This window comes from Pseudoalteromonas sp. P1-9 (genome assembly GCF_001399975.1).
Classification (GTDB): domain Bacteria; phylum Pseudomonadota; class Gammaproteobacteria; order Enterobacterales; family Alteromonadaceae; genus Pseudoalteromonas.
The window spans coordinates 1-13,665 of the sequence record NZ_LKBD01000062.1 but is presented as its reverse complement, the minus strand read 5'-3'; the positions used below and the strand labels follow the sequence as shown (position 1 = coordinate 13,665).

General features: G+C 41.8%; 9 protein-coding genes and 2 tRNA genes. 5 read left to right on the top strand and 6 right to left on the bottom strand.

The genetic code is table 11. The features are described 5' to 3' along the window. Nucleotides 1-98: 98 nt before the first annotated feature. The 5 genes from AN214_RS21020 to uvrY form a co-directional block, all read right to left on the bottom strand. A tRNA-Cys gene (locus tag AN214_RS21020) sits at nt 99-172 on the bottom strand. Nucleotides 173-188: 16 nt separating this feature from the next. Continuing rightward, nucleotides 189-264 (bottom strand) — tRNA-Gly (locus AN214_RS21015). Nucleotides 265-514: 250 nt separating this feature from the next. Next, nucleotides 515-1,066, bottom strand: a complete 552-nt coding sequence (gene pgsA / locus AN214_RS21010) for a CDP-diacylglycerol--glycerol-3-phosphate 3-phosphatidyltransferase (RefSeq protein ID WP_054981507.1) — start codon at nt 1,064-1,066, stop codon at nt 515-517. A gap of 13 nt (nt 1,067-1,079) precedes the next feature. Continuing rightward, nucleotides 1,080-2,903, bottom strand: coding sequence for an excinuclease ABC subunit UvrC (uvrC, locus tag AN214_RS21005; RefSeq protein ID WP_054981506.1), 1,824 nt, complete (start codon nt 2,901-2,903; stop codon nt 1,080-1,082). A gap of 4 nt (nt 2,904-2,907) precedes the next feature. Continuing rightward, entirely contained in the window at nt 2,908-3,555 is a 648-nt protein-coding gene (gene uvrY / locus AN214_RS21000) for a UvrY/SirA/GacA family response regulator transcription factor (protein ID WP_010559928.1), read from the bottom strand. 355 nt (nt 3,556-3,910) lie between these two features. Between uvrY and AN214_RS20995 the strand changes: the two genes are divergently transcribed. From AN214_RS20995 to AN214_RS20980, 4 genes are all read left to right on the top strand, one after another. Continuing rightward, nucleotides 3,911-5,068 (top strand): Na/Pi symporter, encoded by a 1,158-nt coding sequence (locus AN214_RS20995; protein WP_054981505.1) that lies wholly within the window; start codon nt 3,911-3,913, stop codon nt 5,066-5,068. A 136-nt stretch (nt 5,069-5,204) separates the two neighbouring features. Then, a complete protein-coding gene (locus tag AN214_RS20990) occupies nt 5,205-7,550 on the top strand; it encodes a carbohydrate binding family 9 domain-containing protein (protein ID WP_054981504.1) in 2,346 nt (781 codons plus the stop codon). Between the two features lie 220 nt (nt 7,551-7,770). Beyond that, on the top strand, nt 7,771-8,739 hold the full coding sequence (gene cysK / locus AN214_RS20985) for a cysteine synthase A (RefSeq protein ID WP_010559925.1): 969 nt from the start codon (nt 7,771-7,773) through the stop codon (nt 8,737-8,739). 97 nt (nt 8,740-8,836) lie between these two features. Next, complete coding sequence (locus AN214_RS20980; RefSeq protein ID WP_054981503.1) at nt 8,837-9,274, top strand: hypothetical protein; 438 nt, start codon at nt 8,837-8,839, stop codon at nt 9,272-9,274. Between the two features lie 66 nt (nt 9,275-9,340). On the opposite strand, the gene AN214_RS20975 is transcribed toward AN214_RS20980, so the two are convergent. Further along, entirely contained in the window at nt 9,341-11,596 is a 2,256-nt protein-coding gene (locus AN214_RS20975) for an acyl-CoA dehydrogenase (RefSeq protein ID WP_054981502.1), read from the bottom strand. Nucleotides 11,597-11,739: 143 nt separating this feature from the next. Between AN214_RS20975 and AN214_RS20970 the strand changes: the two genes are divergently transcribed. After that, a complete protein-coding gene (locus AN214_RS20970; RefSeq protein ID WP_054981501.1) occupies nt 11,740-13,572 on the top strand; it encodes a M2 family metallopeptidase in 1,833 nt (610 codons plus the stop codon). The last annotated feature ends 93 nt before the right edge of the window (nt 13,573-13,665 follow it).

Sequence of the window (13,665 nt, the reverse complement as noted above, 5' to 3'; positions counted from 1 at the left end):
ACCGGCACGTCATTACTGACGAGGGATTTTAAATCCCTTGTGTCTACCAATTCCACCACCCGGGCATCGGGCTGCTTTCGCATGTGGAGTGTTGAAAATGGAGGCGGAACCCGGAGTCGAACCGAGGTAGACGGATTTGCAATCCGCTGCATGGCCACTCTGCCATTCCGCCGACTTCTTTAAGAAGTTGGAGCGAGTAACGAGGTTCGAACTCGTGACCTCGACCTTGGCAAGGTCGCGCTCTACCAGCTGAGCTATACTCGCGTTCCATAAACCGTTTTTTAACTTAGCACTAACGCGACCTTGTCGCATTCTTGCTTCGAGCAGCTTAACTATACTCGCGCTTCCAATTGGGTAGTTAGTTAACCACTCCCCTCTCAACACCGACGCATTCTACATAGATTATTAAACGCGTCAACATAAAAATGTCGGAAATAAGTTGTTTGATTATTTTTTATCTAAAATGATTTAAAAACACTCGTTTATGCACTTATTTCAATGCACAAACACCAATTTAATTGTTTGATTGAGACAACGCGCCCCAGCCAGCAACCAAATATTGCACCATCGAAATAAAGGTTAAGATAGTCGCAATATAAAATAATACAAATGATAAGGTGATCATTTGGCTATCGTACTGCCAAATCAAACCAATAATCGCCAACATTTGTGCAGCGGTTTTAATTTTACCTAATTGCGATACGGCCACATTGGCGCGCTCACCCACTTCAGCCATCCATTCACGTAATGCCGATACGATAATTTCTCGACCAATAATAATAATGGTCGGAATAGTAATATAGAGTGATTGGTAATGTTGGGTTAATGCAATAAGTGCAACTGACACCATTACTTTGTCAGCAACAGGGTCAAGGAACGCACCAAATGGCGTTGATTGTTCAAGTTTCCTTGCTAAATAGCCATCTAACATATCGGTGACTGAGGCAAGCCAAAAAATAAACGCAGCCCAGAAAAAAGACCACTTAGCTGGAATAAAAAAGAAAACAATAAAAATCGGAATTAATAACAGGCGAAAAGCTGTAAGTGTATTTGGAATGTTCCACATATTGGTATTTTATTTATTTGTCATCATTTAGATGATGATAGATTCGTTCTGCGATGCTACGACTAATGCCCGGCACTCGCTCCAATTCAGAAATAGTAGCGCTTTTTACCCCTTGAATGCCACCTAAATATTTTAATACGGCTTGACGTTTTTTCGCGCCAACCCCTGAAATTTCTTCAAGCACAGATGTATTGCGCTGCTTTTGACGTTTATTACGGTGCCCAGCAATAGCAAAACGGTGACTTTCGTCACGAATATGTTGAATTAAATGTAACGCTGGCGCATCTGACGATAAATTAACCGTGCGCCTGCCGCCATCAATTAAAAGTGTCTCTAACCCAGGTTTTCGTGATGTACCTTTGGCAACACCTATTAATAGCGGTAATTTGTTGTGCGGCCAATCAGCAAAATAATGTTCAGCTTGCGATAACTGCCCTTTACCGCCGTCAATAAAAATAATGTCGGGGATTTTACTTTCGTCAGTCAGTTTGTTGTAACGCTTTCTAAGTGCAAATGCCATGGCGGCATAATCATCACCGGGTGTAATGCCTTCAACATTAAAACGGCGGTACTCTTTTTTTGCTGGACCTTGGTCGTCAAATACCACACACGACGCAACTGTGTTTTCGCCCATGGTATGACTAATATCAAAGCACTCCATACGATTAATGGTTTCTAAACTTAGCGCTTCTTTTAATTGAGCATAACGTTTAGCAATCGAGTCTTTAGCACTTTGTTTTACTTCTAAGGCATTTGCTGCATTTTTATTGGCAAGTGCCAAATAGTCTGCCTTTTCACCACGCAGCGCTAACACAAAAGCAATTTTTTTACTGCAAATTGCCGATAACCCTTTTGCTAACGTATCACTGCCAGCAAATGAAAACGGTACAACTAATTGTTTTGGAATTCGTCCTGTATTGGATAATTGCACATAATATTGTGCACAAAACGATTCTAATACTTCTTCATTGCTACTGTCTTTTGGCGTTTTTGGAAAATACGTTTTGGAACCCAAAATCTTATGGTCGCGGATCATCAACACATGTACCGCCACCAAGCCATTTTTAGCCGAGAAACCAATTACATCGAGCTCTGCAACATTGCCCGATACCGCTTGTTGCTCTTGCATTTTACGCAGCAATAAAATTTGGTCGCGCAATTGCGCTGCCTTTTCAAATTCGAGCGACATACTCGCCGCTTCCATTTTTTCAACCAATGTTGCGATTACTTCTGACGAGCGTCCCGCCAGAAATTTTTTCACCATATCTACTTCTTGCTGGTAATCCGTATCGGATATTTTACCGACGCATGGCGCTGAACAACGCTTTAACTGATATTGTAAACACGGGCGACTGCGTGCGCGGTAGTACGCATCCTCACATTGACGCACTGGAAATATCTTTTGCATTAGGCGCAAACTTTCAGACACGGCTCCGGCACTTGGATAAGGGCCAAAATATTCGCCTTTAATTTTTCGTGCACCACGGTGAAATGCTAAACGCGGATGAGTATGGTTAGTTACTAAAATATAAGGGTAGGATTTGTCGTCGCGCAACAAGATGTTGTAACGCGGCATGTATTTTTTTATTAAATTATTTTCAAGCAGTAGCGCTTCGGTTTCGGTATTCGTCAGTGTAACTTCAACACCGCAAATATTCGCCACTAACGCACGGGTTTTGTTTTCGGGAATGTTGTCACGAAAATAGCTTGAAAGACGCTTTTTTAAATTTTTTGCTTTACCAACGTATATAACTTGCCCTTTGACGTCTAACATTCGATAAACGCCGGGTTCATTTGATACGGTTTTTAGAAAGGCTTTTGCGTTAAACGCCGACATCGTGTTATTCGGCGTCAATCTCAATCATTTTATGGCGAATAGCAAGGTGTGTTAATTCTACATCGCCACCCACATTAAGCTTTTCAAACATACGGTAACGGTATGAATTGACCGTTTTAGAGCTTAAGTTAAGCTGATCTGCAATAGTTTGTACTTTCTCACCTTTCGTGATCATCAGCATAATCTGTAATTCGCGGTCTGATAAGCTTGCAAACGGGTTTTCATCATTGCGTCCGCTAAACTGCGCTAGTGCGATCTGCTGCGCAATTTCTGGCGCAATATAACGCTGCCCTGTTTTCACAGCGCGAATAGCATTAACGACTTCTTCAGGACCTGCACTTTTGGTTAGGTAACCGTGTGCGCCAATTTGCATTACTTTGCTCGGGAATGGGTCTTCACATTGCATGGTCAATACAATGACCTTTACATCTGGGCAGAATCGACAGATCTTTTTAGTTGCTTCTAAACCGCCAATACCTGGCATATTCATATCCATGAGTACGATATCTGGGTTATTTTGACGGCAAAACTGAACCGCCTCTTCGCCAGTTTTCGCTTCACCAACCACTTTAAAGCCACGTACGTCATCAAGTATACGCTTTATACCTGTGCGAACGAGTTCATGGTCATCAACTAACAATACGTTAATCAAGGAGTTACCTCACGGTTATCAATGTAAGACAGATTTAAGAGGCCTAACCATAGCACATTAGTTATCAAAGTCGAACAACTTAAATTGGATTTCCATGGCTATTTTGACCGATTGTTCACTAACTCACCGATTTATAAAAACTTCATCATTTACAATCTATTACATTACGAAATTTTAACGTTCTAACAGCAATTTAATGACGATAACAACACATTGATTGTTGTTAACTTTGAAATATTACACTCACTGTAATATTTCTTTCACATTTCTTTGTTTTAATCCGCGTCGTCACAAAAATGACATGTAAATGTCACATAACACGACCAACAAGGTCGTCGAAAACAAGAGAAATGAAATGAGTCAAAATACGTCAAATCCAATAAACGGCCAACAAAGTGTTACGGCCAAGTTTTTAAACTGGGCTGCTATCGCATTTTTAGTTTATTTGGTTTTAGTTGCAGTTAGTACCGTAAGTGGCGGTTTTAAACTTGCATCGGGTGGCAGTGAAGGTGCGAAAGAAATTTTTGCATTCGCAACCAACCCATTTGTTGCATTATTGCTTGGTGCACTCGCAACTGCGTTAGTACAATCATCATCAACCGTTACCTCGGTTATTGTTGGCTTAGTAGCTGGCGGATTACCTATTAATATTGCAATTCCAATGATTATGGGTGCGAACATTGGTACAACTATTACAAACACCTTAGTATCAATTGGTCATATTCGTTCAAAAGAAGAATTTAAACGCGCATTTGAAGCGTCAACAGTACACGATTTCTTTAACTTAATTGCTGTTGCGATTTTCCTACCGCTTGAATTAGCGTTCGGCATTTTACAAAAACTATCTCAAAGCCTTGCGCATTTATTTGTCGGCGACGCTGACCTATCACTTAAGAGCTATAACTTTATCAAACCACTTGTTAAGCCTGCGGTAGGCGTAATTAAAGATGGTCTTGCATTTTTCGATGGCAAAACCCTTGGTATTGCTATGGTAATTGTGGGTATTGCACTGATTCTATTTGCAGTAACAACACTTGGTAAACTATTGCAAAAAGCGCTTGTTGGCACAGCCAAAGAAATGCTACACCGCGCGATTGGTAAAGGCCCTGTTGCAGGTATTACATCGGGTGCTGTGGTTACGGTTATGGTGCAATCATCGTCAACAACAACAAGCTTAATGATCCCGCTTGCGGGTAGTGGTGTGTTCTCGACTAAACAAATTTACCCATTTACGCTAGGTGCAAACATTGGTACCACCATTACTGCGCTACTTGCTGCAACATCAATTACAGGCGCAGCTGCCGAAGTGGCATTAACAATCGCCCTTGTTCATGTAATGTTTAACGTATTTGCTGTTGCGCTTATTTACGGCACACCATTCCTACGTGAATTACCGCTTCGTGCTGCAAGTAAGCTGGCTGAAGTAGGCTCAAATAATAAGTCTTTAGCGTTAGGTTATGTACTAGGTGCCTTTTTCGTTGTGCCTGGAGTAATGATGTTAGTGGCGCGCTAAAAACTACCTACCTTGTAAAAATAACGATAAAGTGGTTACTTTATCGTTATTTTTTGTTGCTTAACCTTATCTAAATTGCTCGAAAAACTGCAACACTCTAAAATACTGCGAAACAATAAAAACTCATGCAATTAAAATGAAATACCCGCTAGCACTGTGTGCTGCTCTACTCTCTACCTCTGCAATAGCAAAAACCGACACCACACTTGAAATCCCATTTTTATCAGATTCAGTCGTTATTGATGGCAATATAAATGAGAGTGTGTGGCAGCAAGCAAAACGCATCGAAATCAACAATATCACTTGGCCCTATGAAAATATGCCAGCCAAGGAGCAAGCCTACGCACTTGTTTATGAAGATGGTGAATCACTCAATGTCGCTTATGTGGTAAGTGATTCAAACCCAAATGCAATTCGTGCGTTTTATCGCGACCGTGATAAAAACTGGAGCGATGACTTAGTTGGTTTGAAAATTGACTCATACAATAACGAAAAGCTGGCGTATCAGTTTTTTATTAATCCGCTTGGCGTGCAAATGGACTCCATTGAAAACGTGCTAACAGGCCAAGAAAGCGATGCGTGGGATGGTATTTGGCACAGCTCGGGGCAATTAACAGAAACGGGTTATGTTGTTGAGATTTCAATTCCGTTTCGCATATTAAATTTCGAACAGGGTAATAACAGAAAAAAAATGGCGATGGAATTTGTTCGCTTTTTACCACGTAATGAACGCCTGCGTATTTCATCAATAAAAATCGACCACGCTAACAGCTGTTGGGTTTGTCAAATGCAAACCGTGTCAGGCTTTGAGAAAGCCGAACAAGGCAATAACCTAACGCTAGTGCCAACCATTGTAGCTGGCCGCAGCGAAAACCGCGATGTCAGTGTTGCACCCATTGAAGATTGGCAAGCAGATAACACCTTAGAGCCGGGATTAGACCTAAAATGGGGGATCACGCCAGAAGTTACGCTTACCGCAACCATTAATCCTGATTTTTCACAAGTCGAAGCCGATGTTGCACAGCTTGGTATCAACAACAGTTTCACTTTGTTTTTTCCAGAAAAGCGTGCCTTTTTCTTAGAGAATACCGATTACTTTTCAACACCTTGGAACCTTATTTATACCCGCAATGTGGCAGAGCCTGACGCCGGTGTAAAACTTACAGGAAGCGTTGGCTCGCATACCTTTGGTAGCTTTATCGCTAACGATAACCAAAGTAATGTGATTATCCCTGGTAACCTAGGCTCGACTATTGTCTCGTTAGAAAGTAAAAGTAACAATGTTGCGGCACGTTATCGCTATGACTTTACCAATGACTTCTCTATAGCCGCAACGACAACCACACGAAGCGCGGATGACTACTACAATTATGTTTCGTCACTTGATAGCAAATACCGTTTAACTGAAAACGATACCTTTATTGCACAACTTGCGATGTCGCGAACAAAGTATTCCGATGAATTTAGAGATAGCATTTGCGACGCCGATAACCTTTCAACGTGCAAGCAACAAGCGCGCATTCAATGTGAAAATGAGCAAGATTGCGAAATAAGCGAACAATATTTACGTGTCAGTGCTGAGCAAGCAATTGATGATATTGCCTATAAGCTTAGTTATGAGCACAACGAAAAGTATTGGAGTCTATTTGCACGCTATGACAACCTCGGTGAAGATTTCCGCGGCGATTTAGGTTTTATGAACCAAGTTGATTTTAATAAGTTTGTGAGCGGTGGTCGTTATCGTTGGTACGGTGAGCAAGGTGTTAATTGGTATAATCGTATAGAATTTTACAGTGACTGGGATATTAGCCATAACGCCAATGGCGAACTGCTGGAAAAAGAAGTTCAAGCAGACTTATCATTTAACGGGCCACTGCAAAGTTACGGTAAAATTGAATTGCTCCAGCGCGACCGCGTCGGTCTTCGCCATAATAAAGCGCGCTTAGATATAGATGGTAACACCACGCTATTTAACGAAAACCTCGTTGGGGTGTATTTAGAATTTAAACCAATCTCAGGCATGTTTGCCTCACTTTACGCTAATACAGGTAATCATATCGACTTAGCAAACAATCGTTTAGGCGATAAAACCCGTATTCGCCCAGTACTAAATATGAACTTAAACCGCCATATAGAATTGCGCTTGCGTCATACATATGAAGCGATGGACGTGGACGGTGCTGACCTATTCACTGCAAACTTAACGGATGTGCGATTAAGTTATCAGTTTAACAACCGAAGTTTTGTACGATTAGCCGTAATTTATCGCGATATTGAGCGCAACCCAAATAATTATATCGATGATGTAACGGCGCACTACAAAGGGTTTTCAACTCAACTGCTCTACTCTTATAAAGTGAATCCGCAAACGGTGTTTTTTGCTGGCTATTCCGATAACGGTTATCAAGATGATGACTTATCAAAAATAGAAAAGACTGACCGTTCAGTATTTATGAAAATGTCATACGCTTGGATGCTATAAGTTAGAGATGTTTATGGGAAGCTAAGGCTTCCCTTTTTATTTCTGATATTTCGTTTTTTTGCGTCTAATTTCACGCTCTGTACCAATAACACTGCTAATATAGCCATAAACGCCTATTTCAGGCAGTTTGGCTATATATTATAGCCAAACTTTCCTTTCGTTTTTGCAACTAGTCAGTATGCTTAGCGTAAATGAATCCGAACATTTAGGGATACACATAATGAGTAACATTTTTGAAGATAATTCACTGAGCATTGGTAATACACCACTGGTTAAACTTAACCGTGTAACGTCAGGTAACGTATACGCGAAAATTGAAGCGCGCAACCCAAGCTTCAGCGTTAAGTGCCGTATTGGTGCATCAATGATTTGGGAAGCTGAGAAGTCAGGTGAATTAACCAAAGACAAAGAGTTAATCGAACCAACTTCAGGTAACACAGGTATTGCACTTGCCTTTGTTGCTGCATCACGTGGTTATAAACTAACGCTAACTATGCCAAATACAATGAGCCTTGAGCGTCGTAAGCTATTAAAAGCGTTAGGTGCAAACCTAGTATTAACTGAAGGCGCTAAGGGCATGAAAGGTGCGATTGAAAAAGCACAAGAGATTCAGCAAAGCGAACCTGAAAAATACATTTTACTACAGCAATTCGAAAACCCAGCAAACCCTAAAATTCACTTCGAAACAACGGGTCCTGAGATTTTCGACGCAACTAATGGCGATATAGATTTCTTCGTAGCCGGTGTTGGTACAGGTGGTACTATTACAGGCACGAGCCGTTTCTTAAAATTAGAAAAAGGCCTAGACGTTAAATCAATCGCAGTTGAGCCAGTTGATTCACCCGTGATCAGCCAAAAAATTGCAGGCGAAGAGTTAAAGCCAGGCCCTCACAAAATCCAAGGTATTGGTGCTGGATTCATCCCAGGTAACTTAGACGTTGAAATGATCGACGGTGTTGAACAAGTTTCAAACGACGACGCAATCTCAATGGCGCACCGCCTAATGAAGGAAGAAGGTATTCTTGCGGGTATTTCTTCTGGTGCGGCGGTTGTTGCAGCAAAACGTATTGCTGAACTGCCAGAAAACAAAGATAAGAAAATCGTTGTTATTCTACCAAGCTCTGCAGAGCGTTACCTAACTAGCCCACTGTTTGCTGAAGAGTTTACAGATCAAGAGTTAGTTCAGTAATTTACTGCTTTAAAAGTGCGAAGCACCGCTTCGCACTTTACATCCTGAAAAAATCATTCCACACTTAGCCTAAATAAAAATAACGACAATTAGGCATATGTTACGTACTATTTTTCTTTCATCTTTGTTTATATTGCTTGCGGCGTGCGGTGAAACGGCTCCTGAAATCAAAGCAGATAACGACTCACCTGAATATAAAGCAACTGAGTTTTTCTACGCAGTATTGCTTGAAGACGACATCAATAAAGCAGTAAATGCATCGGTGCCCAAATATGGCCGCATTATCAAGTCTTATGGCTCTACAAAACAATTTGCACGCAATGTACTAAATATGCGGTTTGACGAAGTGGAAATTGAAATCGATCACGGCAGCCGAAGTGTGCGTAAGCGATTTGGCGATTCTGCCGTGTTAAATGTGATATTACACGGTAAACATAACGGTAACCGTATCGCCGATATGCGTCAGATTAAACTTATTAAAGTAAAAGGCACTTGGTACATCGAAAAAGTACTCGACGACCCTTACGCGCGTTAATACTGTGCTGATTAAACCGCTCTTTGCAATCTGCGCATTACAAAGAGCGTTTTAGTTTAACCTTAGTTAATCAAACGATTCAAACTCATCTACTTTTATTACCGCTTGACGCAGCGTTTCATATTCAGTGAGTCGCGCCAATTCTTCTTGATTAAACTCATCACTCAATGTGTTTATCGCATTCAGTCTGTCAAACTTAATATCAAAACGCGCATGTTTAATGGCTTTTTCAAAACGCGATATCAAGGTTTTGTGCTCCGACATAATCACTAATAAGCGCTCCATATTATCAATATCACTACCCGCTTTGATATGACATAAGTTGCATAATCGTTCACGCATAACCGTATTGTTACTCAAACTATTAACCACTTGATTTAATGTTTCATCACTTGGTTTGTGATACGGATTTCCCCACGGAAAAACAGCGAAACGAATTACACTGCCAAATGAAATATTGGCAAAAAGCGCATCAAAGGCTTGTCCTATTTCATACAAACAATGGTCGATGGCGTAATTAACAAAAGGTAAATCGGAGACTTGCCTACCGTCGTCTTCATAGCGTTTTAACACACTGCTAGCTAAATAAAGCTGACTTAAAATATCACCTAAACGTGCTGATGTTGCTTCTTTGCGTTTTAATGCTCCGCCCAAACGCAACATTGCATAATCGGCACAAAACGCAAATGACGCACTGAGCTTTGTTAGCGTTTGGTAATAATGCGCGACGGGTCCTGCGCTTGCTTTAGGCACAAACCAATTTGCGGTTAAACCATGGAAAAAACTGAAGCCAAAATTACCTAACGTATGCACGATATGTTTACAAAGGTACTCATCAAACTGATGTAATCCGCTTTGCTCGTCATCCATTGCGACCGCTTCCATTTCTTTCAAAATAAATGGATGACAGCGCGTTGCCCCTTGACCAAAAATCATTAAACATCGGGTTAATATATTTGCCCCTTCAACCGTAATAGACACTGGCGTGCCTTTGTAGGCACTCGCTAAACTATTACTTGGACCATTTTGCACCGCTTTGCCCGCTTGTATATCAAACCCATGATTTACAATATCTCGGCCAATTTCAGTAAGGTGATATTTAGTAATGGCCGTGATCACTGCAGGGCTTAAATTAAGATCGAGTGCCGTTGTTGTCATACGCCGTGTCGATTCGGTAAGGTAACTCATCGCGGCAATGTGCGCTAAACTTTCGCCTACGCCTTCAAACTGTGCGATTGGCAAACCAAATTGCTTACGAATTAACGCATATGCACTGGTTGTGCGCGTGGTTAAGTGAGCTGTGGCAGTCGCAAGTGCGGGCAACGAAATACCTCGCCCCGCACTCAAACATTCAACCAACATACGCCAGCCTTGACCAATATAATCTTCACCGCCAATTAGCGCATCGAGTGGCACAAACACATCTTCCCCTTCGGTTGGTCCATTCATAAATGCCATGCCCATCGGGTCGTGTCGTTTGCCTGTGCTTACACCTTTTGTTTTTGCCGGAATAAGGGCACAACAAATGCCTAAATCTTCTTGATCGCCCAATAACCCATCTGGGTCATATAATTTAAATGCCAAGCCAATAACCGACGCAATAGGCGCTAGCGTGATGTAACGCTTACGCCAGTTAAGTTTGATGCCCAGTGTCATTTTGTTTTTATAGCGTTTCTTACACACCACACCATAGTCTTGAATTGCCCCAGCATCAGAACCCGCATCTAACGCAGTCAAAGCAAAACACGGGACTTCCTCGCCGTTTGCAAGTTTAGGCAGCCAATAATCTTGTTGCTCTTTAGTACCGTAGTGGGCAAGTAGTTCTGCAGGCCCTAAGCTGTTTGGCACCATCACGGTTACCGCGGCCGATAGGCTCGAACAGGCAATTTTACTGACAATGGTTGAATTAGCGTACGCGGAAAAGCCGTGACCACCGTGACTTTTCGGTACGATTAAAGCAAAGAAGCCCTCTTCTTTTAAATACTTCCATACCGCTTTAGGTAAATCGCGTTCGGTCACAATTTGGTGATCGTCCAACATATCCAATAATGTGGATACTTGATTATCAATAAAACTCTGCTCTTCTGTGCTCAGTTTTGGGTTCGGGTACTCGCGAAATGTTTGCCAATTTGGTCTGCCTGAAAACAGTTCACCATCCCACCAAATATCGCCCGCTTCCATTGCTTGGCGCTCTGTATCTGACAGTGGCGGCAAAGCCTTTTTGAAATAGTTAAAAACAGGTTTTGTTACAAATCTTAAGCGATTGGCACGAATGCCAAAGACTGCAGCAATAACAAAAACAATTATTATAAAAATCAACATTGTAAAAACTATCCCTTGAATTTATTTAACGCTTACCCAAGTATGACTTAATCCCTGAAAAAGTCTAACTGGCATTTACCCAAAAACCACGACTTGCTAATATGCATTGTTGGCTTTAGGCCATTACTTTAAGGGAAACAATAATGACATCATTTAAACTCTCACTACCCGCATTACTCGTCGCATCCGCGGTCGCGATTACTGGCTGTAATGCAACTAGCAAACAACAAGAAACACAATCAGCACAACAAGTAACTGTAAAAGACGCAAAAGCGTTTTTAGCAAATACTGAAACAGAATTAATGGCGCTTTATAACGAAGTTAGCCGTGCTGAGTGGATTTACGCAAACTTTATTACGCACGACACATCAAGCCTATCTGCTGCTGCAAACGAAAAGATGACTGCTGCTGTGGTTCGTTTGGCGAATGAAGCGTCTAAGTTTGACAAATTAGAGCTAGATGAAGACAGCCGTCGTAAATTAGATAAACTAAAGCTGGCACTGACCTTACCTGCTCCACAAGACCCAGCTAAAACAGCTGAACTGTCTAAAATCGTTGCTGAACTTGGCGGCCTTTACGGTAAAGGCAAATACTGTAAAGAAGATGGCAAGTGCTTAAGCCTTGGCGATATGACAGCAACCATGGCAACAAGCCGTGATTACGACGAACTCCTTGATATTTGGACTGGTTGGCGCGAAGTTGCTAAACCAATGCGTCCTCTTTACGAGCAACAAGTTGAGTTAACAAACCAAGGCGCAAACGAGCTTGGTTACGCAGATACAGGCGCTATGTGGCGCAGTAAATACGATATGCCAGCGGATGACTTTGCCAAAGAGCTAGACCGCATTTGGGGTCAAGTTAAGCCGCTTTATAACTCACTACACTGTCACGTTCGCGCAAAACTAGGCGAAAAGTACGGTGAAGACAAAGTACCACAAGATAAGCCAATTCCTGCACACTTACTTGGTAACATGTGGGCACAAACGTGGGGCAATATCTACGATGTGGTTGCACCAGCAAATGCCGATCCGGGTTACGATGTAACTGAATTGCTTGCTAAGCACAACTATGACGAACTAAAAATGGTGCGCGGTGCTGAGAAATTCTTTACCTCAATGGGCTTCGCACCATTACCTGAGACATTCTACGAGCGTTCACTGTTTACTAAACCACAAGATCGCGACGTTCAATGTCACGCATCAGCTTGGAACTTAGATAGCAAAGACGATTTACGTATTAAAATGTGTATCCAACGTACTGGCGAAGAGTTCTCAGTAATTCACCACGAATTGGGTCACAACTTCTACCAGCGTGCATACAACACGCAACCAATTTACTATCAAGAAAGTGCTAACGATGGCTTCCACGAAGCAATTGGCGACACTATCGCCCTTTCTGTAACGCCTGGTTACTTAAAAGAAATCGGTTTACTTGATGAAGTACCAGATGAATCAAAAGACATCGGCCTTCTAATGAAAATGGCAATGGATAAAATTGCATTTATTCCATTTGGCCTACTTGTTGACCAATGGCGCTGGAAAGTATTCTCTGGTGAAGTAACACCTGAGAACTACAACCAAGCATGGTGGGAACTGCGTGAAAAGTATCAAGGTGTTGCTTCTCCTGTGGCACGTACTGAAGAACACTTTGATCCAGGCGCGAAATACCACGTACCAGGTAACACACCTTATACACGTTATTTCTTAGCGCATATTCTGCAATTTGAATTCCACCGCGCATTGTGTGAAATCGCAGGCAGCAAAGAATCGATTCACCGTTGTAGCGTTTATAACTCAAAAGAAGCCGGTGAGCGCTTAGATGCAATGCTAAAAATGGGTTCTAGTCGTCCATGGCAAGAAGCGCTTGCAAGCGTAACCGGTAAACCAGAAATGGATGCAACAGCAATTCTTGATTACTTTGCGCCATTACAAAAATACCTAGATGAGCAAAATAAAGGTCGCCAGTGCGGTTGGTAATCTAATACCAATTCTGTTAAGTATGTGATCAGGGATAGCGCTGGATAAATGAAATGGTAACAAGGCGGAATTTTTCTTATGTAGTTGTTCTAC

Coding starts and splice junctions, on each gene's coding strand:
- pgsA (WP_054981507.1), bottom strand. CDS start 1,066: ATGTGGAACATTCCAAATACACTTACAGCTTTTCGCCTGTTATTAATT.
- uvrC (WP_054981506.1), bottom strand. CDS start 2,903: ATGTCGGCGTTTAACGCAAAAGCCTTTCTAAAAACCGTATCAAATGAA.
- AN214_RS20995 (WP_054981505.1), top strand. CDS start 3,911: ATGAGTCAAAATACGTCAAATCCAATAAACGGCCAACAAAGTGTTACG.
- AN214_RS20990 (WP_054981504.1), top strand. CDS start 5,205: ATGAAATACCCGCTAGCACTGTGTGCTGCTCTACTCTCTACCTCTGCA.
- cysK (WP_010559925.1), top strand. CDS start 7,771: ATGAGTAACATTTTTGAAGATAATTCACTGAGCATTGGTAATACACCA.
- AN214_RS20980 (WP_054981503.1), top strand. CDS start 8,837: ATGTTACGTACTATTTTTCTTTCATCTTTGTTTATATTGCTTGCGGCG.
- AN214_RS20975 (WP_054981502.1), bottom strand. CDS start 11,596: ATGTTGATTTTTATAATAATTGTTTTTGTTATTGCTGCAGTCTTTGGC.
- AN214_RS20970 (WP_054981501.1), top strand. CDS start 11,740: ATGACATCATTTAAACTCTCACTACCCGCATTACTCGTCGCATCCGCG.